The sequence below is a fragment of the Nodularia chucula CCY0103 genome, from assembly GCF_963923915.1.
GTDB lineage: Bacteria > Cyanobacteriota > Cyanobacteriia > Cyanobacteriales > Nostocaceae > Nodularia > Nodularia chucula.
Genome location: NZ_CAWUOL010000014.1, coordinates 1 through 26,811 on the forward strand (window position 1 = coordinate 1; position 26,811 = coordinate 26,811).

Consider the following 26,811-nt stretch of genomic DNA (forward strand, 5'->3'; position numbering starts at 1 on the left):
CCTACTCCCTACTCCCTACTCCCTACTCCCTACTCCCTACTCCCTACTCCCCAGCAATAATTGATATTGCTTCCACTTCTCCTGCTGACGGACTCTTTTTTCTGTCGTCAGAGTATCAAAACAGTGAGGACAAGAAATACCTTCCTCATATTTAGGATCAGTCTTATCCATAGCAGAAATGGGATGTCCACAACAAAAGCACCGGTCATGACTACCTGACTCTAAGCCATGACGGACAGCTACTCGGTCATCAAATACAAAACATTCACCTTCCCACAAACTCTCTTCTGTTGGTACTGATTCTAAATATTTGAGAATACCGCCTTTGAGGTGATAGACTTCGGCAAAGCCTTGGGAAAGCATAAAAGATGAAGCTTTTTCACAACGAATACCCCCAGTGCAAAACAAAGCGACTTTTTTATGTTGATGGGGATTGAGGTTGTGGTTCACATATTCGGGAAATTCTCGAAATGATTTTGTTTGGGGATTTTGTGCTTTTTTAAAAGTCCCGATATTCACTTCATAATCATTACGAGTGTCAATCAAAATCACCTCTGGATCAGAAATCAAATCATTCCATTCTTCAGGACTAACATAAGTCCCCACCTGTTGATTTGGGTCAACTTCCGGTAAACCCATAGTGACAATTTCTGCCTTTAACCGTACCTTCATTCGTTCAAAAGGTTGTGTTTCAGCATAAGATTCTTTGTGTTCTAAATCTGTTAAACAATCGTCAGATCGTAAAAATGCCAAAACAGAGTCAATACCTAGACGCGACCCTGCTATAGTCCCATTAATCCCTTCTGCCGCCAATAGAATTGTCCCTTTGATACCTTGTGATTGGCAGTAAGATAACAGGGGTTCTTGTTTTTGAGCAAAATCGGGCAGGTTGACAAACTTATAAAACGTTGCCACTACCTGAATATTTTCTTGCGTCATTTCTGAAGTAATGATATTATTTTTTAATAAAGTAGCAAAGGCTGTTTTGATCCTATGGGGGTTTAGCTCAGTTGGTAGAGCGCCTGCTTTGCAAGCAGGATGTCAGCAGTTCGAGTCTGCTAATCTCCATTATTTTACAAGTTCAAATACCACAGAAAGATTATTAGCTGGCATTTGGTAAGTGGCTTTTAAGTTCAGATGCTGGCTGCTAGCTGCGGCGATGACATCTTGCAAATTACGCACACCCCAAGCGGGATTTTGACCTTTTAAATATTGATCAAAATCAGCATTACTGGGTGCTGTATGTTCTCCGTTTTGTTTAAACGGGCCATATAAATATAGTATTCCACCAGGAGACAATATGCGACCAGCACCAGCCATTAGTCCCAAACAAGTTGACCAAGGTGAAATATGAATCATATTAATATTAACTATGGCTGTAATGGGTGATGCAAGTGTCTGATTGTGTTCTAGTGTCCAAGTGGAGAGACTAGCATCAAGTTCTAAGGGGGGATGAAGATTATCTGAGGGAAATTTTTTAGCCCAGGCTTGAATACTGGCTAATAATAAGGGATTTTCTTCAGTAGGTAGCCATTGTCTGGGGCGAAGTCGGGGCGCAAAATATACAGCGTGTTCACCACTACCACTAGCCACTTCTAAGACAGTACCAGTGTCTGGCAAAACCTGCAACAGCACCTCTAAAATAGGTTCACGATTGCGTTGCGTAGCTGGCGCATATTTCCGCGCATCTTCTGGTGTATTCATACTAATTCTTAGTTTTTACCATAAAATATAATTCGGAGTGTCACTTGCCTAAATCAATTAATTCTACCCAACCACCACTGAATTTTATTCCTCCACACTTTAACCCATTTATACTACAGATTCTCCGGTGGTTATTGCCTATTGTGCTACGTTTTAGGGCTAGACCTTGGCTACCTGCGGGTATTGTGGATATTTCAGCCGAGAATGTGGAGATATTAGCTAATCTTTATCAACAATTCCAATCTGGTAAAATTCGCTTTTTAATTGCTTTTCGTCATCCAGAGGTAGAAGATCCTCTGTGTATGCTGTATTTACTTGCTTATATTTTGCCGAAAGTTGCGCGTCAGGAAGGTATTAAACTCCAAGAACCTGTTCATAGCTATTTTCTTTACGATCGCGGGATGACTATATGGGCGGGAAATTGGCTAGGGTGGTTATTCTCTAGAGTTGGCGGTGTCCCGGTTCGGCGTGGTCGGCGATTAGATAGAAAGGCTATTCAAACAGCAAGGGAGTTATTTAGTAATGGTGAAATGGCGATCGCCGTCGCTCCAGAAGGCGGTAATAATGGTCATAGTGAAGTTGTCAGTCCCTTAGAACCCGGTGTAGCGCAATTAGGTTTCTGGTGTGCGGAAGATTTGCAAAAAGCCCAGCGTTCTGAGTCTGTGCTAATTGTCCCGGTAAGTATTCAATATAGTTACGTGAATCCGCCTTGGTCAAAGTTGGATTGGTTATTAACTAAATTAGAAGCTGATAGCGGTTTAGAAGCGGTTAATTCTCGGAGTAATCCCCAAGCAGAATTTTACCATCAAAGAATTTGTCGGCTGGGTGAATATTTCATTGGTGAAATGGAAGAGTTTTACCGGCGTTTTTATCATCAAGAAATTCCCAAAGTTGATGAATCTGCTAACTCCAATGATCTGCTAATTACTAGATTGCATAATTTAATGGATAGTGCTTTGCAGGTGGCTGAAGAGTATTTTGCTGTGCGATCGCAAGGAAATTTTATTGATCGTTGTCGTCGTTTAGAAGAAGCTGGCTGGAATTATATTTACCGTGATGATATCGCAGATATTAATACTTTACCGTCCTTTCAACGGGGGTTAGCCGATTGGGTAGCATCAGAAGCAGATTTGAAAATGCAACACATGAGAATAGTGGAAAGTTTTGTGGCTGTCAGTGCTAATTATATCCAGGAGAAACCCACGGCGGAAAGGTTGGCAGAAACTGCGTTATTAATGTTTGATCTGCTATCTCGCATTCAGGAATCGACTCTCCCTGGAAGACCACGTTTAGGTTTACGAAGGGCGAAAATTACTGTGGGTGAACCTATTTCTGTAACTGAACGCTGGCAAAAATGTCAAGGCGATCGCTCTCAAATTCGCCAAGGTGTGAGTGAGTTAACAAAAGACTTACAAACAGCTTTGTCAGGGTTAATTACTGATTAGTCATTTGTTGTTTATAGCCAGTTTCTGGGTAACATATAGGACTTATATTTGATTTCTGAATAACAACTCTAAAAGCTGTTTCCTACTCCTTACTCCCTACTCCCTACTCCCCACTCCCCACTCCCAGGGTTTTTAGATAAAAACCCCATGCTGCTACCTGTGTTAATCTTCTAAATCGATATCTGAATCATCATCATCATGATCGTAAGGAATATCATCAAGCTCAATCATGTCAGAGATTTCTTCTACTTGACTCAGACCATGAGATTCTTGGGGTTCACGCTCTATGAGGCGACCATTTGACTTCAGCCATTCTAGTAAAACAAATTCATTACTAGTACGAATTACAGTCGCTCTTTGATTACGAGGTTGTTCACTTAAAGGGCTGTTAGGCATAGAAAAAACTCACTTTTAGGGTTAAAACTAAATTGGCTAGAAGTAAATAATAGTAGGCATTATAGCCTTGATTCACTTGCCCAAATTGCATTTTTGGGAACTACAATTTTTAACTGGCATTTTCGGCTTACATTGACTACAATCTCAGTAAATCCAACCTTGTATTATGTAACAAAGTATATTATCCAAGTAATATAAACAATTATGCCTAGTCATGATCAATCCATACTACTTTAAGTATAAATCAGCTTTACGAATAAATCATGTTATTCGTATAAGTAGCATCTTTTAGATGCATAATACCAATTTCATATAAAGACGCATAAAAAGAACCCCTCCCTAACCCTCCCCGCAGGCGAGGAGGGAACCGGATTTTTGTGGTGTAAGGGTTTCAAAATAATATGCAACCTCAGAAATAATTGGTATAAGATGATGGACAAATTTATTAGGGATAGAAGTCCGAAGTATTACCTACTGTGAGATTTGGGGATGGTAAAAAGCCCTCACCTAACTAAATGCAGTCAAAATTATCCTGATCCTCAAAGAACTGTTAGATAAAAAGATTAGTTAACATAGTAAAAAAATCAACTAATTAGAGTAGTAATAATGCGTGAAAATAAACCTAATTTATTAATTCCTGTGGTTGGTGCTACTGTACTTGTGGCGGGAACTGTAGCAGCTTATTTATATTTTAAAGGGCCATCTGGAGATAGCTCAGGCGCTCTCGCAAGTGCTAAATTAGTCCCTGAGACAGCTATGATGGCTACTTACATTACTACTGACTCCCAAGCCTGGGCAAAGTTAGAAGAATTTGGTACTCCAGAAGCACAAAAGATAGTAGCAGAAGGATTACAAACTTTTAAACAAGATTTGTTAAGTGAAGGTAATATTTCATACGAAGAAGATTTAAAGCCTTGGATTGGTGGTGTGATGTTGGCTGTACTCCCATCGAATCCTACTACAGCTGCACAATTAAGTCAGGCTAATTCTGTCACAACGCAACAGTCAGAAACTGGTGTTTTAATGGTGGTGGGAATTAGAGATAAGCTGAAAGCTTTGGATTTTGCTAATAAATTAAAAGCTGAAAAAGATATCAAAGTTGAAGAATCTAATTACCAAGGTGAAACAATTACAGCAGTTACACAAAATGGTAGGCAGACATATAGCACTATTTTAAATAATAGTCATTTAGTATTGTCGCCGCAAGAAAATGCTGTAAAAAATGCTATTGAAACTTTTAAAGGAAAGCCATCTTTTGCTAGTCAAGAAGGAGCTAATAAGCTGCTCACTGCTAATGGAGATGTGAAAAATATTCTCGCCCAAGTGTATATACCAGACTATGCTGGAATGGTTGAACAATTACTGACTGCAAGTCCCCAAACTAGTCAATTACCACCACAAACTCTGCAACAATTTAAACAAGTAAAATCTATAGTGGCGCGTGTTGGGGTTGATGATCAGGGGGTGCGGATGAAGGCGATCGCTAATTTAGACCCAGAGTTGAACAAGTTTGAGTATGAACCAAGTCCGTCAACTATCATCGGTCAATTACCTGTAGATACTTTGGCGATGATCACTGGTAATAATATCAGTCGGAGTTGGTCGGCTATTGTTGCACAATCCCAAGATGACCCCCAATTTAACCAAATATTACAATTTTTGCGCGGGCAACTACAGTTTGTAAATATTGACTTAGATCGGGATGTTTTTGGTTGGATGGATCAAGAATTTGCCTTTGCAACCATACCATCAAATCAAGGTATATTAGCAAACTTAGGGGTTGGAGGCGCAATACTATTAGAAACTAGCGATCGCCAAACAGCATCAGCCACTTTAAGCAAACTTGATAACCTAGCAAAAACTCAACAAATTAACGTTGGTCAAAGAAATATCGATGGTAAAGATGTCACTGAATGGCAAATACCCGGACAAAGGGCTTTATTATCTCATGGTTGGCTCAATCAAAACACCCTATTTTTAGCAGTTGGTGGTTCCGTCGCTGAGGCGATCGCCACGAATAATACCCCCAAACTCGATAGTAGCAACACCTTCAAAACTGTCACTGATTCACTACCAAAATCCAATGCTGGTTACTTCTATATAGATGTAGAACAAACTGTATCCCTAGTCAATAGCTTTGCATCACCAGGACAACCCCTAGCATCTGAAGCCAACACAGTCCTCAGCGCCATTCATGGTTTTGGTGTCACCGCCACCAGTCCTGATAACTTTACGGCTGAATTAGAGATGTTATTAGCATTAAAACCAAAAACTGCTCAGTAGGTCTATAAAACTTGAGTATTACGAGATTCCAAAGATTCCGTCAGCCGATCCAGCGCCCCAGTGAGTCTTTCCTGAGCGATGACATTAGGATCTGGCGGTGCTGTTTCTTCTGCAACTTCTTCTTGTCTTTTGAATTTTTGTAAAGCTCGCACGGCTAAGAAAACGATCAAGGCAATGATCAGAAAATCAACGATCGCACCCAGAAAACTCCCGATTCTAATTCCTGTCCCGACAGTGATAGTTCTCCAATCTTCCCCAGTGACAGCAACTAAAGGATTGATCAATGGCATAATCACATCCTCAACAAAGGAAGTAACAATCCTACCAAAAGCAGCACCAATAATTACTGCGATCGCCAAGTCCAATACATTCCCTTGGAGGGCAAATTCTTTAACATCTCGGAAAAAACCGTTAACTCTTCTTCTGGCTCTGGCCATACTTGACTCTCAAGAATTGTGGTAACTTTTCACTTACGCCACATTTGGCTCACTTGTAGCGTTTCCTGATCATACCTACGGTGTACACATATCCCGACCCAAAAAGGATTTCCAGCCCTAAAAATAAAATTTAACCGGAAATCCAGTTCCTCCCTTGCGGGGAGGGTTTAGGGGTGGGGTTTCTGTGACTTTCCCAAGAGAGAAACGCTATATCGGAATATTACAAATCTGAAATCAACAGAACATCCCACTTAAGCAGGAATAAAAACTGAAATATTTGTCACAGTCAAATGAAGCGCTAGACTAGCCTGCGATAATGATCTCAACGCAAACAAGATCAAAAATCTATGACTGCAACAACAACTCCTGGTTTAGCCTCTAGTTTGATCAATGGTATCCTCTCCATCAAACCTTTAGCTAATCTAGCCAAGCATCAAGCTAGACAAATGATGATTAAACGCGCTGAACGAATTGGCGTTCCTTGGACAGAAGAAGTCAAAACCTTAGAGGCGCGTGATTGGACACAAGAATTAGCTCAAGTCCAAAATTCGCAGCTTACCTACCCAGAATACTACTTCCGAGCATTCCATGCCTACAAAGATGGCAACCTCAGTTGGGATGCTGCTTTTGAATTGGAAGTTGCAGCTAATACCGTCCATGCGGGAATTTGGCCGGATGCAGGAGCAAAAGGCGATGCTAAACTGCGTCAAAGTTACCACGATATTCTTACCAAGTCTCTTCCCCATCAACCGCAACATATCCTAGACATGGCCTGTGGTGTGGGTTTGAGTACCTTTACCTTGCAAGAAATTTATCCCCAGTCTCAGATTACAGGTTTAGACTTATCCCCTTACTTTTTAGCTGTTGCTAATTACCGCGCCCAACAGCGTCAAGCTAAAATTAATTGGGTTCATGCGCCAGCTGAATCTACTGGCTTACCAGATGCATCCTTTGATTTAGTCTCTATCTTCTTAATGTTCCACGAATTACCCCTATCAGCCACCAGAAAGATTTTTGCAGAAATCCGGCGGGTGCTGCGTCCTGGCGGTCACTTGGCAATTATGGACATGAATCCGCAATCGGAAATTTACCAGAAAATGCCCCCCTACATTTTGACTTTGCTCAAAAGTACGGAACCTTATTTAGATCAATATTTCGCTTTGGATATTGAGCAAACTTTAGTTGAGGCTGGTTTTCAAACGCCCACTATCACCAGCAACACCCCTCGTCACCGCACAGTAATTGCTCAAGTTAGTCCCTAAGTTCTGGATTTTTTCCCCTCTTCTGGCTTAGGAGAGGGGTGAGGTGATTTAAACTAAAACTGGCTCAGATTTGACTGCATTCACAGTTTTTGTATCTGATTCTGTGCAGTAGATTTCACAGGAATTATTGGGACTTTCGATCAGTTTGATTTTGTGCAGGGTAGCACCCAATTCCTGAACAGGCGATCGCAGTAAATTACTAATGTAAAGTGCGATATTCTCCGCAGTGGGGACAACTTCCGCAAAGAAAGGAACATCTTTATTTAAAAAAGTGTGATCAAAGGGTTCCACCACATAATCTGCGATCGCCTGATTTAAAGCCCCTAAATCCACAATCATCCCAGTACGGGGGTCAATTTCCCCTTTCACAGTCACTTCTAAATGATAATTATGACCGTGACCATGAGGACGGGCGCACTTACCATAAATTTGTGAATTTTCTTCATTACTCAGTTGAGGATGAGCTAGCCGATGCGCGGCGCTAAAGTGGGTACTAATGCTGAGGTAGGCTTCCATTCCGTCTCCTATATAATCTGCCCAAAGTTCAGGATGTTCAAATAACTGCACGCGGACTAAGGGTAAATGCGGTACTAAACGCTGCCAAATCACCCGTGCAATATTCTCACTCGTGGGTAAAGTTTCTTGAAATTCTGCCCACACATCATTGAGGTAAGAAAAGTCTAGTTGGCTGGTAACTTCGTGCTTAATCACGTGTTTCACATCAGACAAATTCAGTACCATGCCATATTTATCTAATTCTCCAGCCAGGGAGATAAATAAAACATAGTTGTGTCCATGTCCGGGAAATCTCGAACAAGCACCAAATTTTTCAGTATTCTCGGCTTCACTCAGTTCTGGTAAAAAATACCGATGAATAGCCGAAAACTGAGCGCGACGATTAACAATACATTGCATGAGTATTCTGTAAACAGAGCTTAAAATTTCTTAAACTTTTACTATTTCCAGCATAAACTATAATTTGTAGTTCGTAATTTGTAATTCGTAAATGGAATACAGCGAATAGGGTTTAGTTTAGAAAGTTGTGGTTGCCTCAGCCTCAATGTTAACTTTTAGTTTTAACTATCAACTCACAGAATCTTGTACCTCATAATGCAATCTCGCAGCAATGCGGAATAACTCTTGTCCTGTATGCAAATAACGCTCATCGTAACTTAAAGGGAAGTAAGCTAACTCTTCAATTCCATCCCCTACTTGACTAAGACTGTGGTACAGATAGGCTGCTGTTTTCGCTAAACTAGGGGGATTTGGTAGGGAACGAAAGGTCAGTTGGGCTTGCTTCAAATCATCTCGACAGGTGTTTAAATATTCTTGAAATGCTTCTAATAATTCATCATCAAAAGGATCGGCGGCTAATTCCTCAATTTGGTCATCTAAAGAATTGAGAATATAGTCAAGTAGGTCATTGACTGGTTGATAAACTAAGCGTAGCCATTCCTCAACCTGTTGATCAGTATCTCGTCCGGTTTGTCTAGTGGTTTGGTAACGTTTTTGAGCCGATGCAGCACGCTGTTGATAACTACTATTTAATTTTTGGGAATTTTCTTGCAGTTTTTGGTCATATCTCAGCCGATTTTGACTGTCTCCTAAGACCTCATAAGCGGCATTGATGCGAATAATCTGCTCTTTATCTGCTGTGTCCTGATTGGTGTCAGGGTGAAACAACTTTACCAAGCGGCGATAGGATTGTTTAATCTCCGCTTGGCTAGCATTGGCATTAACTTTGAGAGTTTCGTAGTGGTTAGAAACGTTTTGAGAATCGACCATTGATCTAATTTAACGTTAGCTGATACTAGCAGCTACTTTAGTTTCCAAGTCTTGGAACAAAGGTGTACTTAAATATCGTTCGCCAAAGCTGGGTTGAATCATCACTATTAAGCGTCCCTCATTTTCTGGACGTTGGGCAACCCGAATGGCTGCACATAAGGCTGCACCAGTGGAAATACCGGATAGTAGTCCTTCTTCTCTAGCTAAACGCCGACCATAAGCGATCGCCTCATCATCACTGACAGTAATCACTTCATCAATCAAATCTACCTTGAGGACTTGAGGCACAAACCCCGCCCCAATCCCTTGAATTTTGTGGGGGCCTGGTCGTCCACCGGATAACACTGGGCTATTAGTTGGTTCCACTGCGATCGCTTGAAAGCCCGGTTTCCGAGCTTTGAGAATTTCCGCTACACCAGTAATCGTACCACCAGTACCCACACCTGCCACAATCATATCTACCTGGCCATCCGTATCTGACCAGATTTCCTCAGCTGTAGTTTCCCGATGTACTTTAGCATTAGCAGGATTGCGGAACTGCTGCAACATATAACTATGGGGCGTAGTGTCCACTATTTCCTGGGCGCGGCGAATTGCCCCACTCATACCTTCAATCCCCGGTGTCAATTCTAATTCTGCCCCATAAGCCCGCAACATCGCCCGGCGTTCTCCGCTCATAGTTTCTGGCATAGTCAAAATTAACCGATAACCCTTAGCTGCTGCCGCCATAGCTAGAGCAATACCCGTGTTTCCCGATGTCGGTTCTACTAATACAGTTTTCCCTGGAGTAATCAATTTTTCTGCCTCTGCGGCATCAATCATACTCACCCCAATCCGGTCTTTAACTGATGCCGAAGGGTTCATACTTTCCAACTTCACGAGTATTTGCGCCACACAGCCTTCAGCTTGGGGGATGCGGTTCAACTGTACTAGAGGTGTACGACCAACTAATTCTGTAATGTTACTGGCAATCTTCATAATTTTTCCTGATTTATTTAGTTATCAATCAACAATCAAAGATACTGGGAATTAAATGTAGTACATAATATCCAATTGTCTGCGGGAATCTCTTTGATCACAAAGGTCTTGAATTGTGTATTTCTGTAAAACTACATTCGCCGCCTCACGAGCTTCTTGCCAGATTTCGTTAATCACAGACGTATCTATATTTTTGTGATTAGCATCTTCTTCACAAGTCCGCATATCTGAGCCTTCCAAACATTCTAAAACATCAAAGACCGTAATTTTCCAAGGTTCCCTGGTCAAAAAATAGCCTCCTTTGGAACCACGTTGACTTTTGACTATGCCTCCCCGTCTCAATGTTGCTAATAGCTGTTCCAAATAGCGGTCAGGGATACTTTGCTGGGCGGCGATTTGGCGAATTTGCATCGGTTCACCATTTTGATAATGAGTTGCCATTTCGATTAAGGCGAGAATGGCGTATTCAGATTTACAAGATAGTTCCACAATGACCAATATTAGTAAGGGATCAAGGAAAAATTAAGCAGAGTGATCATGCTTAACCTTTTCTAGTATACTCCGGTTCCCCACTGGGGTTTGTTGTTTGCGGTAATTGACAATAAAAAACCCCGCATGATAGCGGGGTGCAATGAAGTTTAAGTTGAAAATTTTTTGCTAAATTGACAACACTCTAGAAGGTGAAAGTTGTTCTGAGAGTACCGATAAATGCATCATCGTTGTCGCTGCTTTGACCAGGGTTTGTTACCCAGATTACGCCAGGAGTAACGGAGACGTTATCAGAAACGCGATACTTGTAGAAGCCTTCTACTTGGTAGGGAACTTTGTTGAAACCATCTTGGATACCGCGTGCATAAGGTACAGCACCACCGAAGATACCCAAAACATTACCTCTTCTACCAAAGTCAGGTAAAGCTAAACCAACACCGTAACTCCAAACTTCACTAGCGTCACTAGCACCAAAGCCATTCACATCGGTGTAAGAGACAAAGCCACTGACTGATAGTCTGTTACCAGGTCGGAAGGCTGCGGAAACGCCGTAAGAATTAGTGGCGAAGGGGTTGGGAGTACCATTACCTCTATCAATACCTCCCAGGTTAGCAATGGAAGTACCGACAATAGCAGAGTTATTGTTACCGGAATCAAAGATAGTGCTACCTGCACCATGATAACCGTGAACGTAGGTGGCCGCTAGAGCCAGGCGATCGCTCACATTAAAATTCAACTGTCCCAGAGCCGCATAGTTACCCTGGAATATACCTTGACCAGGAGTAGGATCATTAGCCTCTGAACCCAAGTAACCAACAGTCACTGAGCTAGGTCTGAAGATACCGCGACCTTGACCTAATGGCAAAGTAAAAGCAACACCTGCACCACCACCAATCCGATAAATCGGATTTTCGGAAGCAAAGGGAGTTAAAGCACCGTTACCGCCATCAGTTCCATCTGCAAAGTGAGGGTTATTCACAGCAGCATAATGGCTGTGTCTACCACCGTTAGCCGCAAGATAAACTTGAGCAGGTCCGATAGGAGCTTGGTAGGTCAGTCTGTCTATTTCAACATTGTTCCCACCAGTGTTATCAATATTAAAAGTTTGTAGACCTTCACCACTAGGCGCACCTATTCCAAAAGGTGTAACAGTCCCCAAGTCCAGGGGATTTGCATTCCCAGAAACCAAACGAGTGGTTAAAAGGTCACGACCAGTGAAACTGCTTTGCAAGCCTAAACGCACTCTGTTTTGGAAAACAGTGTTATTTCTATCGCCAGCTGTATCACCAAAAGCATCTGTAACAGCAAAAATCGCTTCACCAGCCAACTTGGTAGTGGTGGAGAACTGATTAGCTTCCAACTCAGCAGTCCGCGCTTCCAAGGAATCTACGCGACCGCGAAGAGTTGCCAATTCTGCGGAAAATTCTTCTTGTAAACGCTGTAAAGTAACTAAATCCTGTCTGCTCACCATATCAGCTGTTGCTGTGGCGATCAATTCATTAACTCTATCCAAACAGGCGTTTAAACCAGCAGCAAATTCAAAACGGGTTAAAGCCCGATTACCGCGATAAGTCGCATCTGGATAACCAGCAATACAACCATAGCGTTCAACCAAAGACTGTAACGCTTGAAATGCCCAGTCTGTCGGTTGGACATCAGAAAATTGGGAAACCGAAGTTACTTGAGGCAGAGTGGTATTTTCTCTGCCCTCATTGCTGTAGCCATTAACTTGGTTAATAACATTGGTGTCATTGATGGCTTGAGCAAAAATTTCTGGCTGTTGAGCAACTTCAGTAGCGCTTTGTTGTTCATTTACCGAAACTTCACTGGTAGTAATAGGAGCTGCAATTGCTGTTCCTGAAACTAACAATGTTGCTCCTAAAATTGCTGGGCTAACCACCAGGGATTTCCACAAGATATTAGACATCTTCACTTTTTCCTCACACCTTGTATAGATAATTGTTGTTGCTGTATGTACTTACTCTCAGGAATAATTCAAAACTGTTGAACTGATTTCTTGAGGCAACTACTACAATTTTAGTTTTTGCAAAGCTAATAAATAATAACTAATTAACTTAAAAGTTAAAAATTAAATTTATATAGTTAACTAATGCAAAAACAAAGTTTATTAGCATACCATTATAGGGCATCTGAAGTGTATGGCAACATATCACCGACTATCTGATTAGACCGTCACATACAATCATCTGAAAATAGAGACGAACTGAGAGTTTATATGTTCCCGTTACCGCTAAGTTTCTGATCCAGCCATATTTGAGAGCTTTTCACTCATAGACTTTAGCTAATTTGAGAAATTATTGCAGCTAGATCAAAGTCTTTTTGTGTCAATCCACCTGCATCATGTGATGTTAGGTTAATCTTGACTTGGTTATAGGAAATTTCTATGTCTGGATGATGTCCGGAAGATTCAGCCGGTTCTACTAGTTTATTGACAAATTCAATGGCGGCGATAAAGTCTTTAAATTTCCGGGTTATTTGTAAGTTAGAACCCTCAACTGTCCAATCTGGTGATAAACTTTTTGCTTGGGTTTGAATTTCTGTATTAGTCAGTAGTTGCGCCATATCAAAAATTCCTGGTTACATATTTTTAAACTGGCAATAGTATGATGCTAACGTTTAATTTCTCCAAATATCGATAAATGCTGAGAAATACTTAGCTATCATCTGCTTTCTTTAGCTGCTATGAATCTGCAAAATTTCTTGTTGAGTGAACTAAGTAGGTGTGCAGGAGGAAAAGCCAAAACTCAAAAACTATTGTCCCCTGTATAGAAAGCAATCTGATAACAAGCCCCTAAAAAACTATCCGCTCTGATTTAGATCGGTTGATCTAATATCAGAGCGGTGTAGCGGGTCTTCAGGTTACAACCAGACTGCCGGAAGGAACTCCGAGCTTTAGCCTAGCTACTTGAGCTAACTTAATCTCACTAGGAGATTAAGGCTAACTTTTAGAGAACAGCCCCGGCACACAGCCGGCTAACTGTAACCTGATGACCCATGCTTATACTACTTTCTATCATGGGCATCACCTCCTTGTTGCCTAAGTGGTCTTAGTTTCAAAAGGGCAGAGCATCTCGCTCCGGGTTATTAACCTGAGAACAATATAACACAGAAATTTTACTTGGCAAAATTAAAATGAATAAACCCCCGCCTTGTGGCGAGGGCTGAGTCAAAAATCAGGAATGATATTTGAATCTTAAAGTGCGTTACCGCGAGGTAGAACTTCCTCTGGGAATACGAATTGTTCATGCGGCTGATCTTTAGGAGCCATCCAAGCGCGGATACCCTCGTTCAGCAAAATGTTTTTGGTATAGAAAGTTTCAAACTCTGGGTCTTCTGCTGCCCGTAATTCTTGGGAAACGAAGTCATAAGCCCGCAGGTTTAGTGCTAAACCGACAATCCCAATGGATGCCATCCATAGACCAGTTACTGGCACGAATAGCATGAAGAAGTGTAACCAACGTTTGTTGGAGAAGGCAATCCCGAAAATCTGTGACCAGAAACGGTTTGCTGTCACCATTGAGTAGGTTTCTTCTGCTTGGGTGGGGTTGAAGGCGCGGAAGGTGTTGGATGCTTCACCGTCTTCAAATAAGGTATTTTCTACTGTGGCTCCGTGAATGGCACACAATAGCGCTCCACCTAGTACACCTGCTACACCCATCATGTGGAAGGGGTTAAGGGTCCAGTTGTGGAATCCTTGGAGGAATAACAGAAAACGGAAGATTGCAGCTACGCCAAAGCTGGGTGCAAAGAACCAGCTAGATTGTCCCAAGGGGTACATCAAAAATACGCTGACGAATACCGCGATGGGTGCTGAGAAGGCGAGGGCGTTGTAAGGACGAATGCCTACTAAACGGGCGATTTCAAATTGACGCAGCATGAAGCCGATTAATGCAAAGGCTCCATGCAGGGCGACAAATGGCCACAATCCACCTAGTTGAAACCAACGGGTGAGGTCGCCTTGAGCTTCTGGTCCCCACAGTAACAACAGGGAGTGTCCCATGCTGTCTGCTGGTGAAGAAACTGCAACTGTTAAGAAGTTAGCTCCTTCTAAATATGATGATGCTAATCCGTGGGTGTACCAGGAGGTGACGAATGTTGTACCGGTTAACCAACCGCCTAGTGCTAGGTAGGCGCAGGGGAATAATAATATCCCTGACCAGCCTACGAATACGAAGCGATCGCGTTTTAACCAGTCGTCTAATACGTCAAACCACCCTCTACTGGGGGCGCGTCCAACTGCGATGGTCATAATAACGAATCTCCAAATGTTTATAAGTACAGGTCTGTTTATAGATAAACTTTTGACATTTATCTCTTTACAGACAGTTTACCAGATTGTCAATCTAGTTTACAAATTTTTACTGACTCTCATAATTATAAGGGTAAATTGTTAATTTTTCCACTAAATTCTTAATTTAATTTCATTTGGGAGTGGGGAGTGGGGAGTGTACTTCGACTTCGCTCAGTAACCTGGGAGGTGTGGGGAGTGTGGGGAGTGTGGGTAAATTCGTTCCTAATCTCTTATCCTTAATCTCTATAATTCCCAATTCCCAATCGGCTAACGTTAAAATGAGTCCTACAGTTCTGTTTGACTAATCCTAAATGTTTACCATTGACTTAAGTATCAAAAATACTGCCTTCCCCGTTTCAGTACAACGTAAGTCAGCAGAAGATGCTGAAGCTATCTATCAGCTAATTTTGGCAGCAATGCGCTCTGGAAACCCTGACATTGTGGAACTTAAGTGTGAGGGTAAGACAGAAAAGAAAATTGCTGTGCGTTCTAGCGAAATTTCTGGAGTCCAGATTGTACAAAAAGATGGTACGACTACCAGTAGCGGTAGACCACCGGGCTTTTTTGCAGTCACTGCTGAATAAGTAAGGTAGAAATAATGTCAGAAGTTGGCATTCGGGTGAAGGATTTAAATTTTAATTGGCCTAGTGGGGCGAAGGCAATTCAATCTTGTTCGCTAGAAGTACCTGTGGGTCAATTCTGGATGCTTTTGGGTACAAATGGCAGTGGCAAATCTACTTTACTCCGACTACTGGCGGGGTTACTAGCTCCTCAGTCTGGTGAAATTAAGGTTATGGAACCGGTTGGTTTTGTCTTTCAAAATCCTGATCATCAACTGGTAATGCCAACTGTTGGTGCTGACGTGGCTTTTGGGCTGGTGGAAGAAAAGTTACCACCTGCTGCGGTGAGGACAAGGGTTGAGGAGGCTTTAGGTTCGGTGAAGTTGTCTAGTTTGCAATTACGCCCAATCTATGCGTTGAGTGGGGGACAAAAACAACGGGTGGCGATCGCCGGTGCAATTGCTCGCCATTGTGAAATCTTACTATTAGATGAACCCACAGCTTTACTCGATCCAGATAGTCAATTGGACTTGGTGGCTAGTGTCCGTAGCTTAGTTAAAAGTCGCGGAATTACCGCTTTATGGGTTACTCATCGTCTAGATGAGTTGAATTACTGTGATGGCGCTTTTTTACTAGAAAAAGGTTGTTTGATAGACAAAGGTGATCCTCAGCGTCTTAAACAACGTTTGATGACAATGGATGATGAAGCTTCTTAAACACCCATTTTCTTCTATGGCTTTTTCTGAATAATTACTCACAATTTCCACGCGTCTGAATCAGGCGCGTTTTTATTTGGGGCAGCTTTTACAAGTCACGTTGTCTGAATATATTGTATTTTTTACTGATTTGTAACATAGAGTTACAGACAATACTTCAATTACTATAAGACTTATGAATGATTTTTGTTAACTCTAGATAACTGTGATTCAAAACCATGTCTCGTTTGCTACTTCCAGCCGTTTTGTTAGTAGACGGCTACAATATAATTGGCGCTTGGCCTTGCCTGAAAAAAACCCGTGACCATGCAGGCTTAGAGGCTGCACGCTGGGAATTGGTGGAAGCTATGACTAGTTACAGCTCATTTCAAGGCTATGATACGCAAATAATTTTTGATGCCCAATATCATAAAGCCTCTAGCAATAAAGAAATTATTACGGAACTCTTATCAGTTTATTACACTGATTTTGGGCAAACGGCAGATACCTACATTGAAAAATCCTGTGCATCTCTGCGCTATCAAATAGGGCAATCTCTAATTAGTCGCGTGATTGTTGCTACTTCAGACCGCGCACAGCAGTTGATGGTACAGGGCTATGGTGCTGAATGGTTATCGGCGCAGCAATTATGTGGTGAGGTGGAAACTACTGTTTGTCGGATGCGACATAAATATCAAAAGCGCAAACAGTCCAAAAGTAGGTTCTTAGCCAACTCTATTGATGCTAAAGCCCGGCAACGACTGAGTGAGTTACGCATGGGATTATAGTAGATCCTAAACTTAAAAAGTTTGAAACCAGCCGACAGAAAGGGTTTTGGCTATTAAGTTATGCAAACTCAACCTCGGCAAAAAAAAGTTTTAAAAAAGACTTGCCAAATCTTATATTTAGTCTTAAGATGTTTAATTGTGAGCGTTCCTCAGTAGCTCAGTGGTAGAGCGATCGACTGTTAATCGATTGGTCGCTGGTTCGAATCCGGCCTGGGGAGTTTAGTTAAATACCTTTGAAAATAAGTTTCACTATAGCCTGAAGCAGAGAAGTTAAACATCTAGCTTTAGGCTTTTGTTTTGGGCGATCGCCTGCGGGATTCTAAGATTTGACTAGCATAATATGGGCGGTGATCTTTGCCGTCCCCCACAAGAGTTTTATCTAATGTAAATCTGCAAACTAGATGTTTTTCAGATGATATGGGAAATTTTGTACTTTCGGCATAACACTAAACACCAAATAACAGAAGCATAATTGCGTATAATGCTATGCTTTTAAGCGATCGCACTTAAATTCTTAAAATTAGGGTATAGCTTTTATATGACCTCTGGGGCATTACCTGCGAATCCTTTTGTAGCTGCGGGGATGATTGAAGATCCCAGGTTGTTTGTCGGTCGTAAAGATGAGTTACACGCGATCGCATCTCGAATGAGTGGTGTTCAGCCGACAAGTATTAATATTGTCGGTGACAAGCGAATTGGTAAATCGTCCTTGTTGTATCACTACTTTTTGACTTGGGAACAGCGAGTACAAGACCCCAGCCGTTATGTCGTCATTTACCTCTCCCTACAATCTGCTGTATGTCAGCAAGAGGAAAATTTTTATTTAGCAGTGGCGCGGGAATTGTTGAAATTTTCCACTGTGGCGACAAATCCCGCTTTAAGTGACCCTTTGAGAGTTACACCCCTTGACCGTGCAGCTTTTTCAGATGCGATCAAAGAATGGAAACAGCAAGGAATATTACCAGTTCTTTGCTTGGATGATTTTAAGAAGGTGCTTGATAACAAGAACGAATTTAATGATGATTTTTATAATAATCTGCGCTCTTTGATGGATAGCAGTAGTTTGATGCTGATCATGGCTTCACAGCAAAAACTCGATGTTTACAGCAAAAAGCAGCAGTTGACTTCTGATTTTTTCAATTTGGGTCATGTAATCAAGTTGCGTGAACTTAAAGAAGAAGAGGTAAAAGATTTGTTACGTCTACCTGCTAGCACTGTTAGTGGTGCTGCACCAGCTTTGAGTATGGATGAACAGCGCCTGAGTCAGCAACTGGCTGGAAGTCATCCTTTTTTACTCCAAATAGCAGGGGGTTTGGTATGTGAGGCGCGTCAGCATGGATATGATGAAAATTGGGTGAAAACTCGCTTTGCTGATGAATCGCGCCGTTTACCAAAGTCTAATCTAGGTTCTCGTAGATGGTGGCATCAGGTGCGCTGGTTAGTTTGGGATTTGCCAGTGCGCTTGGGTAAGATAACCAAATTTATTGGTGGAACTGTTGACGATATCACTAGCTGGATTATGGGGTTAGTTATCCTGCTGATGCTTTTTTTGGTTTTGGTGGGTGTGTTGCACTGGAATGAAGTTTGGGATTTTATCCGTGACCAGTTGGGGATAAAGTAGCCATGAGCAACAATTCTCTAAAATCAGGCTTTTGGGCTTATGTGGCTGAATGTGGACGCTTACTGTATTGGATTTACTTCAAGCCTTTTACCTTGGAAAATTGGTTGCGAGATATCCATCCAGGACTTAAACCGAAAGATAACCCCTTTGATAAGGCTGAGTTTGCCACAAATCCTCAATTGCGTCGCTATGCTGGGCAGGTTTGGTGGCTCACCGCCATAGTCCCAATATTGGCTGTATTATTAGTTGCACCAGTTTACATTCTGGTTAGTAGTGAGCCTTTTCACTGGTTCACAAGTTGTGCTTTTTTGGCAGCTTGGCTTTTAGCGAGGGTTTTAGACCGTAGTGGCTATAAGAATATAATTATTATTATTTCCCTGATTGCATTCTTGAGCATATTGTTAGCACTTCAATTTTTATCAGAAGTGGCCTTAGGCTTGGTGTTAGGTGTGGCGTTAGGCATGATGTTAGGTATGGCAGGAGGCTTATATGGTGTGGCGTTAGGTGTGGCGTTGGGTGTGGCAGGAGGCGTAGCGCAAAGCGTAGCGGTAGGTTTCCCATCGGGTGTGGTGTTGGGTATCGTGTTCGGCGTGGCGTGGAGTGTGGTGTGGGGTGCGGCGTTGGGCGTGAAAAGAGGCGTGATCTTCGGCATGACTTTGGCCGTGATGTTGAGTCTGCAAGGAGGCGTAGCAGCAGGCGTAGCGGCAGGTGTAGCGGCAGGTGTAGCATGGATTTTGGGTGCATTGCGAGTTTACTTCTGGCTACCAGAATTACTGTGGACACTCATGCTCTTTTTCACTTCTGCCAATGAAAAACGGGTAAATTGTTTACGATATCTACCACCTCGCTTTGATCAACTGATTATTTTGCCTCTGCCTTTTATAGAGCAGATAATTGTAGAGGCTTATCAAGAGAACCCAACAACAGCCCGTGAGACTATTAATTATTTGATTAGTTCTACCAATCAGCAAAAAGTTGCTGCCAAGGCAATTACTGAGATTGCTATAGATAGTCTCAATCGTTGTCAAAGGTTGAGCGATATTGTAGACATTGCCAAACAACTGGCTTGGATTCCTTCACCACCACCAAAAGAACTTGACACGGTTTTCCTTCGATTTTTAGATATTAGCAAGGATGTCAGGGCATCACAGGAAGCTACTTCGCCCTATCGTCAGTATGAGTTACTCACTACTCCCATCAGTGCATTACAAGAAATTTCCCAAAGTCTTGCTTTTGGTAAAAATACTTTCACAGCTACGAACTTTGGTAGCATTGTGCAACGCTGGCTGACAATTCTGGAGACGGCAAAGCGCACTTTAGAGGAAACAGCAAAACAATCACAAGAAATCCGACAAGTTTATATTGCTGGTAATTCCCTAGACCCCTCAACAGCCAAGCATCGCTTCAAAGGCAGAATTGATATATTTCGAGAAATCGAAACTTTGGCAGTTTCCGAATCACCACCAGTATTGTTACTCTATGGTGGACGCAGAACAGGAAAAACCTCAGCGCTGAAATATCTACCCCACAAAATCGGCGCAAACATTATACCTTTGCTCGTGGACGTACAGGGAGCAGCAACAGCGATAACATTGACAGGCTTTGCAAAAAACTTAGCTAGACAAATCATCGAAGCTGCAAGGCAATTACCCCGAAAATTATTATTACCTCATCCAGATAGCAATCAACTGGCTGAAGATCCATTTCCTGCGCTGCAAACTTGGCTAACAGAAATAGAAGGCAAATATTCTGATAAACGATTTCTTCTCTGTTTTGATGAATATGAGCGACTGAGTGAGGTGGTGAAAGAAACAAATAGCCGTGCGCCTCTCAATTTTATTCGTAACCTGCTGCAACACCACAAAAAATGGATTTTGCTGTTCAGTGGTTCCCACCAGCTATCTGAACTTGATGATTATTGGAGTGATTATTTAATTAACACCCGCGCCTTGCGGATGAGTTTCTTGCAAGAATCCGAAGCCCGTGAGTTGATTCTACAGCCTGTGGAAGACTTCCCCAACATCTATGAAGCAACTGCTGTAGATGAAATTATCCAACTTACTCGCTGTCAACCTTATCTCGTCCAGTTGGTATGTTCAGAATTGGTGGAGTTACTCAACCGGGATATTAGGAGAAATCAGCGACAAGCAAATACAGCCAAAGCCACTGCACAGGACGTACAAGCAATTATTCCCAAAGCGCTTGAGACAGGTGTTAATTATTTCCGCGAATTATGGACAAGTTTAGAAGTTAGGGATCAAAATTTACTGCGGCGAGTAATTCAAGGCGAAACTCCTACACAGCAAGATAAAGGAGTTGTGCGAAAACTTGCACGCAAAGAAGTTTTGACTCAAGAAGGCAATGCCTTTCAAGTCCCTTTGGTGCAGAGATTTGTAGAACAGTTGCTAGAAGATGAGTGATTCTCATCTTCATGGCTGGCTAAATCTGATTTTAAGTATGAAATATGACGGTCAATAGTGGTAGAAATGCTAACAGAAAGCTATGCCAAAACTGAGAGTTAATTTCTGGTGCGGGTTCTGGTGGTGCTAATAAAGCTTCTATTCTCTGTTCTAATCTGTCGCTGCCACTAGCCCCTAAAGCAGCACAGCAGATTTGCGATGATACACTGCTACTGCTATTACTGACTACCATCAGCAATGACTCGGCTAATAGCAAAGGGTCTACCTGGGAAGCAGCGTAACTGTCAGCGCGTAATTCTCGCAATGCTAAGAGTTCCCCCCACAAAGTGTCTGTATTGGGTAGCCAACTGGTACAGGCGCGTACCCAACCTAACCAGAAAAACCAAAATGTATCCCGGTAATGGTAATGTCCCTGTTCATGGGCTAAAACGCTATCTACATGGTCGGGAGACAGGGTTTGCAGCAATCCTTGGCTAACTACTAATTCTGGATGCCAAAAGCCAATTTGACCCGCAAAGGGCGCGTCTGTGTTGAGTAATCTAACTTGTCTACCCTGAAGATTTACTAGGGGAGATTTACGGGCAGATTCTACAGATTGGCAACCTTGAAAGGCTAGGGTAATGCATAAAATGGCAAAAAATCCTAAGAGAATTAATGCTAGTTCATAGCTCCACCAGCCGGTGTGCATCCCACCCATTTTTCCTTGAGGCCCCATGAAGAGGACTGCGATCGCCGTCATGAAAATTAACAATGGGGGAAATAGAAATAAAAATAGCGATCGCCGCCACCGGACATCCCAATTACCTTGGAAATGATGCAGAGAACATCTCAAACTCCAAGCAACTGTTAAAGCAGTCAAAATCATCAGCAGATGCATGATTATTGTTCCTCCCTGGCTTGGCGTGCGGCTTGAATGCGTTGGGCGATGGCTTCTAATTGGTCACTAGCGGCTGCATCTAGACTATCAGCAAAGGCGGCGATTACATCGGGATTACCCACAGCGAGAAATTGCTGTAATTTGTCATGTGCTTTAATTACCTGTGCTTGTTGCTTTGTGAGTTTGGCTTGCCAATAAAATGCCCGTCCTTGTTTGTTGCAGATTAGCCAACCTTTATCAGTCAGACGACGTAAAACTGTAGTTACAGAAGTATAAGCTAGTTCCCGGTTGGGGTCTGAGAGAATGCGATCGTGTACATCTTTGACTGTAGCTGAACCCAGTTCCCAGATGATATTCAAGATTTCGGCTTCTAAGGGGCCTACAGACATTTGTTTGGGGCGGTAGTCGGGTAAAGGTGCCATGTTGATTTTGTAAAGAATTGTAGAGTTGGGGTCAGCAGATGATGAATATTCTGTTTATATATTGCCAACTTTGGGATGATTAAAACCGTTTTTACTGGGACATATTCTTTATTTCAGATTACCGTTGTTTGTCTTCCCTGGTTTAACCTGGGCAATCATATATAAGAAATACTCTTGTCTAAGCATAAGAAATCATCTGAATTTAACTGTGATTATGGTGAATGACACCCATTAGAATGTAATCTCGGCAATAGTATTTAGAGCAGGTTTATCCACCGCGTGAAGCTATTCATATACCACACTCCGGAATTGACTCCCATCGACGAAACCCCAGACTGCGCGATCGCAGTTGATGTTTTGCGAGCTACTAGCACTATAGCGACTGTTTTGGCATCTGGTGGCGAAGCTGTACAAGTCTTTAGTGATTTAGAACAATTGATTGCAGTCAGCGAAACGTGGCCTCCGGAAAAACGACTCCGAGCTGGCGAACGCGGCGGTGCTAAAGTTGCTGAGTTTGACTTAGGTAACTCTCCCCTTGACTGTACACGGGAAGTAGTAGAGGGGCGGCGTTTATTTATCAGTACCACTAATGGCACTCGCGCCTTACAACGGATACAAGATTCCCCAACTGTACTGGCTGCTGCTTTGATTAATCGGGCGGCGGTGGTGCAGTTTCTCCTGGAAAAACAACCAGAGACTGTCTGGATTGTCGGTTCCGGTTGGGAAGGCAGTTTTTCTTTAGAGGATACAGTTTGTGCTGGGGCGATCGCTCATAGTCTTGTAGAGAAGTCTAAATTACCGCCAGATGAATTAGCTGGTAATGATGAAGTAATTAGTGCGATCGCGCTTTACTCACAATGGCAGAATGACTTATTGGGATTATTCCACCAAGCTAGTCACGGCAAAAGATTGTTACGTCTGGAATCACACCAAGATTTAAAATATTGCGCTCAAACCGATATTTTAGATGTCTTGCCCATACAGCAAGAATTGGGGGTGTTAAAAAGTCACTAGCTAAAAAATTTTGTTTCTGTTGGAAGATGCCCTTTTCTAGATTAAAATCTGGAGAGGGGTATTCTATTAAGTTGCCATTACAGAGATGATTTCTTCTGGGCTAATGTTAAACCATCGGCGATGGGAATTAAACTGAGATTAATTCGCTGGTCTTGGTGCAATTTTTCATTCAGGGCGCGAATTTTTGTAGTGCGATTATCTTGGACTTCGCTATCTGCCACTCTACCTGACCAGAGAACATTATCAATCACAATTAATCCACCGGGACGAACTAACTGTAGCGATCGCTCGTAATAACCATCATAATTACTTTTATCAGCATCGATAAAGGCAAAGTCAAAGGATTCCGCTTCACCTCCTGCCAGTAACTGATCTAATGTATCCATTGCTGGGGCAATATGTAAATCAATTTTATCTGCTACCCCGGCTTTTTGCCAATAACGACGGGCGATCGCTGTAAACTCTTCACTTACATCACAGGCTACTAATCGACCATCTGGAGGTAAAGCTAAAGAAACAACTAAAGCACTATAACCAGTAAATACACCTATTTCCAAAGTTTTTTTAGCTCCCATTAATTGCACAAGCAAAGCCATAAATTGTCCCTGTTCCGGTGCAATCTGCATTCTAGCCATTGGATGCTGGATTGTTTCTTCCCTCAGTTGTCCCAAAATTTCTGATTCCCGTAAAGATACTGAGAGTAAGTAGTTATATAATTGTGGTTCTATTCCCAGTGTTTGATTTGCCATAACTCAGTGAAACTTACATTTTAATTATTGATTAATATTACTTTATTTTACGTCTTAAGGTTGAGAAAAGCTAATTTTTCTTTCCATCTCAAGAATGATAAATTTACACAATTTCATAGTTAACTTAAAAGCAGATGAACAGGAGAAATCCTGATATTCCCAGAGAGTTGTGTACTTGTTTTCAGTGGTCAGATTAAGAGCGTGTGTCGGGTGTGAGGATAAAAATGTTGGTCGCGTACAATTGCCTTCAATGAGTACGTTTGGCTTACATCCGGGGTAAAAATGCCTGAACTTACAAAGTGTAAGTTGGGAGTTAAAGCATAAGTTAAACCTTGGATTGAATTATCTATCCAGGGTTTACTTTTACTATTTTATCAATTGTTTTTCCTTGATTAATTTACAGCAGAACTATCCAAAAAACCAAAAATTTGGTAGAAATTCCGGGTGTATTTTTATATCCCGATGATACTTCTTATATATCTGCTCAAAATAATTCCTAGTTAGAATCTGTACCGGCTTGTACCCATTTAATTACGAATTACGTTAGCCTAGTGGGACGTAGCCCATTACGAATTATAAATTATTTATCTGCCATTGGATGGATGTTTAAATGTCAAATAAATGCTAGGCTAAGTAGTGATAGAAAAGTAACAAATAAAAATTAGGAATTATGACATCCCCCAAACCATTGCTAGGCACAGAATTAGTAGATTGTGCAAGAGCCAATGCGAAGCAGGGAATAGAAACTGCTGCTTATCAATGTGGGTATGGCGATGATATCAATACTTTCGCCAGCCAACTCAGAGATTCCTGTCAGAAAATGAATTTACAAGTCAAGGAACTCAATGAATTAATTACTGATCAGGATATGATCCTGGAATTAGGTACTGGAGAAATTGTAGCCCCAGAAACCGCTTCAGAATTATAATCCTAGAATATTTTTTGCTAAGTTAAAGTAAATTAAAACACCCAAAACATCAACTGCTGTAGTAATAAATGGTGCTGACATTAAGGCTGGGTCTAAGCGTAAAGCGCGGAATAAAAATGGTAGTGCTGAACCTGCGACAGAAGCAATCATCGAAATAGCTACCAGACTAATACCTACAGTAAATGCTACCTCCGCGCGTCCTTGCAGAAAATAAGCCCACACTGTGGCGACACTACCTAACATCAGTCCCAAAAACGCCCCAGTAATCCCTTCTCTACCAATTATTTGCCATACCCCCATTCCTCTCATTTCATCGGTACTCATACCGCGAATTACCACTGTAGAAGACTGAGAGCCGACATTACCACCAGTATCCGTCAGCAAAGGAATAAAGGCCGTCAGGATCACAGCTTGTTGTAAGATGTTTTCTTGAGACTTAATAATCGAGCCAGTCACGGTATTAGTTACTAATAAGATAAACAACCACACCACCCGCTTACGGGCTACTTGCAGTAAATTCATCTGAAAATAGTTGTCACCATCAGACTGTACACCACCCCCCAATGCGTAAATATCCTCAGTAGTCTCTCTTTGTAAAATATCAATCACATCATCAACAGTAATAATACCTACTAGGCGCTGTTCTCTATCCACCACAGGAACAGCTAAAAAATCATATCTTTGAATTAATCTCGCAACTTCTTCTTGGTCTGTATCTGTGTGGACAAAGACCACTTCACGGGTCATAATTTCCCCAATAGTTTGTTCAAGCTGAGATACTACCAATTCTCGTAAAGATACAATCCCCGTTAAACGCCTAGCGGTATCAGTAACATAAAGGTAGTAAATGATTTCACTGACATTAGCGAGGCTGCGAATCCTCTCTATGGCTTGAGATACGGTGAAATTTTCTTTAAGATAAATTAACTTTGGGGTCATGATCCGCCCAGCCGTATCCCCTTTATAACCCAAAAGTTGGGCTGTAGCTTCCCGTTCTGCGGGGCTGAGTTGTTCTAGCAAACGATTGACAACTTTTGCCGGTAATTCGTCAAATAACCTGGCGCGGTCATCTGGGGACATTTTATCTACAATGTCACGGACATCTTGACTTTTCAGCTCTTCAATTAAGTGTTCTTGGACACTGTAATCGAGATACTCATAAACCTCGATGGCTTGAGTCTTAGGAAGCAAGCGAAAAACCAAAGCGTGCATTGCTTCTGGTAATCCTTCAATAGCTTCAGCAATATCCGCAGGTTGCACAGGTGCGAGAATAGTTTTGGCTTCCTGCAATTTCCCGTCTTCTAGCAGCATTTGAACCTGATTTCTGACTAAATCTCGTAATTCGCTACGGGTAACATTTTGGGTGCTAGGGTTAAAATTATTGGTTTCAGTCAAAATATACTTTCCTCGGCCTGTTTCAATAAGTTTGCTGCTTTTAGTTTAGGGGAATGTGGGAATCTGGGAATGAGAAAATTAACTACCCAGTTATAGCGTCAAAAGGAGCTAGAGGTAGTAAGCCAATTGGATAAATTTTCAGGATTTCAATTTACCAAAAAACTGGGTTTAAAGCCCCGTCACTTCGACAGGTGTTACAGTGAGATTGTGGAAGACATCCGGAACCCTGGTAGTATAAATCCCCAATCTTG

The 26,811-nt window shown here is 42.0% G+C and carries 25 protein-coding genes and 2 tRNA genes; 12 read left to right on the forward strand and 15 right to left on the reverse strand.

Going from position 1 to position 26,811, the window contains the following annotated elements; genetic code table 11:
- Positions 1-36: 36 nt before the first annotated feature.
- The gene (gene trhO, locus ACM0OP_RS06445; RefSeq protein ID WP_414527572.1) at positions 37-939 is read right to left on the reverse strand and encodes an oxygen-dependent tRNA uridine(34) hydroxylase TrhO; all 903 of its coding nucleotides are present in this window, start codon (positions 937-939) and stop codon (positions 37-39) included.
- Positions 940-995: 56 nt separating this feature from the next.
- Here trhO and ACM0OP_RS06450 point away from each other — a divergent pair.
- Positions 996-1,068 (forward strand) — tRNA-Ala (locus ACM0OP_RS06450).
- Here the strand turns inward: ACM0OP_RS06450 and ACM0OP_RS06455 are convergent.
- Entirely contained in the window at positions 1,069-1,704 is a 636-nt protein-coding gene (locus tag ACM0OP_RS06455) for a DUF938 domain-containing protein (RefSeq protein WP_414527573.1), read from the reverse strand.
- Between the two features lie 44 nt (positions 1,705-1,748).
- Here ACM0OP_RS06455 and ACM0OP_RS06460 point away from each other — a divergent pair, with 44 nt between their 5' ends.
- A complete protein-coding gene (locus ACM0OP_RS06460) occupies positions 1,749-3,149 on the forward strand; it encodes a 1-acyl-sn-glycerol-3-phosphate acyltransferase (RefSeq protein ID WP_414527574.1) in 1,401 nt (466 codons plus the stop codon).
- A gap of 162 nt (positions 3,150-3,311) precedes the next feature.
- Here ACM0OP_RS06460 and ACM0OP_RS06465 read toward each other — a convergent pair whose 3' ends face one another.
- On the reverse strand, positions 3,312-3,545 hold the full coding sequence (locus ACM0OP_RS06465) for a DUF3134 domain-containing protein (RefSeq protein WP_414527575.1): 234 nt from the start codon (positions 3,543-3,545) through the stop codon (positions 3,312-3,314).
- 606 nt (positions 3,546-4,151) lie between these two features.
- On the opposite strand from ACM0OP_RS06465, the gene ACM0OP_RS06470 reads away from it, so the two are divergent.
- A complete protein-coding gene (locus ACM0OP_RS06470) occupies positions 4,152-5,828 on the forward strand; it encodes a DUF3352 domain-containing protein (protein WP_414527576.1) in 1,677 nt (558 codons plus the stop codon).
- A 2-nt stretch (positions 5,829-5,830) separates the two neighbouring features.
- Here the strand turns inward: ACM0OP_RS06470 and mscL are convergent, their stop codons facing one another.
- Complete coding sequence (gene mscL, locus ACM0OP_RS06475; protein WP_414527577.1) at positions 5,831-6,265, reverse strand: large conductance mechanosensitive channel protein MscL; 435 nt, start codon at positions 6,263-6,265, stop codon at positions 5,831-5,833.
- 347 nt (positions 6,266-6,612) lie between these two features.
- Between mscL and ACM0OP_RS06480 the strand changes: the two genes are divergently transcribed.
- On the forward strand, positions 6,613-7,527 hold the full coding sequence (locus tag ACM0OP_RS06480; RefSeq protein ID WP_414527578.1) for a class I SAM-dependent methyltransferase: 915 nt from the start codon (positions 6,613-6,615) through the stop codon (positions 7,525-7,527).
- A 48-nt stretch (positions 7,528-7,575) separates the two neighbouring features.
- Here ACM0OP_RS06480 and ACM0OP_RS06485 read toward each other — a convergent pair whose 3' ends face one another.
- From ACM0OP_RS06485 to psbD, 7 genes are all read right to left on the reverse strand, one after another.
- On the reverse strand, positions 7,576-8,442 hold the full coding sequence (locus ACM0OP_RS06485) for a 6-carboxytetrahydropterin synthase (protein ID WP_414527579.1): 867 nt from the start codon (positions 8,440-8,442) through the stop codon (positions 7,576-7,578).
- Positions 8,443-8,610: 168 nt separating this feature from the next.
- On the reverse strand, positions 8,611-9,312 hold the full coding sequence (locus ACM0OP_RS06490; protein ID WP_414527580.1) for a J domain-containing protein: 702 nt from the start codon (positions 9,310-9,312) through the stop codon (positions 8,611-8,613).
- A gap of 15 nt (positions 9,313-9,327) precedes the next feature.
- Complete coding sequence (cysK, locus tag ACM0OP_RS06495; RefSeq protein WP_414527581.1) at positions 9,328-10,290, reverse strand: cysteine synthase A; 963 nt, start codon at positions 10,288-10,290, stop codon at positions 9,328-9,330.
- A 51-nt stretch (positions 10,291-10,341) separates the two neighbouring features.
- The gene (locus ACM0OP_RS06500; RefSeq protein WP_414527582.1) at positions 10,342-10,779 is read right to left on the reverse strand and encodes an RrF2 family transcriptional regulator; all 438 of its coding nucleotides are present in this window, start codon (positions 10,777-10,779) and stop codon (positions 10,342-10,344) included.
- 184 nt (positions 10,780-10,963) lie between these two features.
- Entirely contained in the window at positions 10,964-12,706 is a 1,743-nt protein-coding gene (locus ACM0OP_RS06505) for an iron uptake porin (protein ID WP_414527583.1), read from the reverse strand.
- 371 nt (positions 12,707-13,077) lie between these two features.
- Positions 13,078-13,362, reverse strand: a complete 285-nt coding sequence (locus tag ACM0OP_RS06510) for a 4a-hydroxytetrahydrobiopterin dehydratase (RefSeq protein WP_414527584.1) — start codon at positions 13,360-13,362, stop codon at positions 13,078-13,080.
- Positions 13,363-13,993: 631 nt separating this feature from the next.
- Positions 13,994-15,049, reverse strand: coding sequence for a photosystem II D2 protein (photosystem q(a) protein) (gene psbD, locus ACM0OP_RS06515; RefSeq protein WP_414527585.1), 1,056 nt, complete (start codon positions 15,047-15,049; stop codon positions 13,994-13,996).
- Between the two features lie 353 nt (positions 15,050-15,402).
- Between psbD and ACM0OP_RS06520 the strand changes: the two genes are divergently transcribed.
- The 6 genes from ACM0OP_RS06520 to ACM0OP_RS06545 all read left to right on the forward strand — a co-directional run bounded on the left by ACM0OP_RS06520 (position 15,403) and on the right by ACM0OP_RS06545 (position 21,175).
- Positions 15,403-15,675: a hypothetical protein gene (locus ACM0OP_RS06520; protein WP_414527586.1), complete on the forward strand. Its 273-nt coding sequence runs from the start codon at positions 15,403-15,405 to the stop codon at positions 15,673-15,675.
- Positions 15,676-15,689: 14 nt separating this feature from the next.
- Positions 15,690-16,367, forward strand: coding sequence for an ABC transporter ATP-binding protein (locus ACM0OP_RS06525; RefSeq protein ID WP_414527587.1), 678 nt, complete (start codon positions 15,690-15,692; stop codon positions 16,365-16,367).
- A 218-nt stretch (positions 16,368-16,585) separates the two neighbouring features.
- Complete coding sequence (locus ACM0OP_RS06530; protein WP_414527588.1) at positions 16,586-17,134, forward strand: NYN domain-containing protein; 549 nt, start codon at positions 16,586-16,588, stop codon at positions 17,132-17,134.
- 146 nt (positions 17,135-17,280) lie between these two features.
- A tRNA-Asn gene (locus ACM0OP_RS06535) sits at positions 17,281-17,352 on the forward strand.
- Positions 17,353-17,672: 320 nt separating this feature from the next.
- Entirely contained in the window at positions 17,673-18,755 is a 1,083-nt protein-coding gene (locus tag ACM0OP_RS06540) for an AAA-like domain-containing protein (RefSeq protein WP_414527589.1), read from the forward strand.
- A gap of 2 nt (positions 18,756-18,757) precedes the next feature.
- Positions 18,758-21,175, forward strand: a complete 2,418-nt coding sequence (locus tag ACM0OP_RS06545; protein WP_414527590.1) for an nSTAND1 domain-containing NTPase — start codon at positions 18,758-18,760, stop codon at positions 21,173-21,175.
- A 31-nt stretch (positions 21,176-21,206) separates the two neighbouring features.
- Here ACM0OP_RS06545 and ACM0OP_RS06550 read toward each other — a convergent pair whose 3' ends face one another.
- Both ACM0OP_RS06550 and ACM0OP_RS06555 read right to left on the reverse strand, forming a co-directional pair.
- A complete protein-coding gene (locus ACM0OP_RS06550; protein WP_414527591.1) occupies positions 21,207-22,052 on the reverse strand; it encodes a M56 family metallopeptidase in 846 nt (281 codons plus the stop codon).
- Positions 22,053-22,054: 2 nt separating this feature from the next.
- Positions 22,055-22,474: a BlaI/MecI/CopY family transcriptional regulator gene (locus ACM0OP_RS06555; protein ID WP_414527592.1), complete on the reverse strand. Its 420-nt coding sequence runs from the start codon at positions 22,472-22,474 to the stop codon at positions 22,055-22,057.
- Between the two features lie 279 nt (positions 22,475-22,753).
- Between ACM0OP_RS06555 and ACM0OP_RS06560 the strand changes: the two genes are divergently transcribed.
- Positions 22,754-23,488 carry a 2-phosphosulfolactate phosphatase family protein gene (locus tag ACM0OP_RS06560; protein WP_414527593.1) on the forward strand — a complete coding sequence of 245 codons (735 nt, stop codon included), beginning with the start codon at positions 22,754-22,756 and terminating at the stop codon, positions 23,486-23,488.
- Between the two features lie 77 nt (positions 23,489-23,565).
- Here ACM0OP_RS06560 and ACM0OP_RS06565 read toward each other — a convergent pair whose 3' ends face one another.
- Positions 23,566-24,237, reverse strand: a complete 672-nt coding sequence (locus ACM0OP_RS06565; RefSeq protein WP_414527594.1) for a class I SAM-dependent methyltransferase — start codon at positions 24,235-24,237, stop codon at positions 23,566-23,568.
- A gap of 670 nt (positions 24,238-24,907) precedes the next feature.
- Here ACM0OP_RS06565 and ACM0OP_RS06570 point away from each other — a divergent pair.
- Entirely contained in the window at positions 24,908-25,165 is a 258-nt protein-coding gene (locus tag ACM0OP_RS06570) for a hypothetical protein (protein ID WP_414527595.1), read from the forward strand.
- Here ACM0OP_RS06570 and mgtE read toward each other — a convergent pair.
- Positions 25,160-26,560 (reverse strand): magnesium transporter, encoded by a 1,401-nt coding sequence (mgtE, locus tag ACM0OP_RS06575; protein WP_414527596.1) that lies wholly within the window; start codon positions 26,558-26,560, stop codon positions 25,160-25,162. The genes ACM0OP_RS06570 and mgtE overlap by 6 nt on opposite strands.
- Between the last annotated feature and the right edge of the window lie 251 nt (positions 26,561-26,811).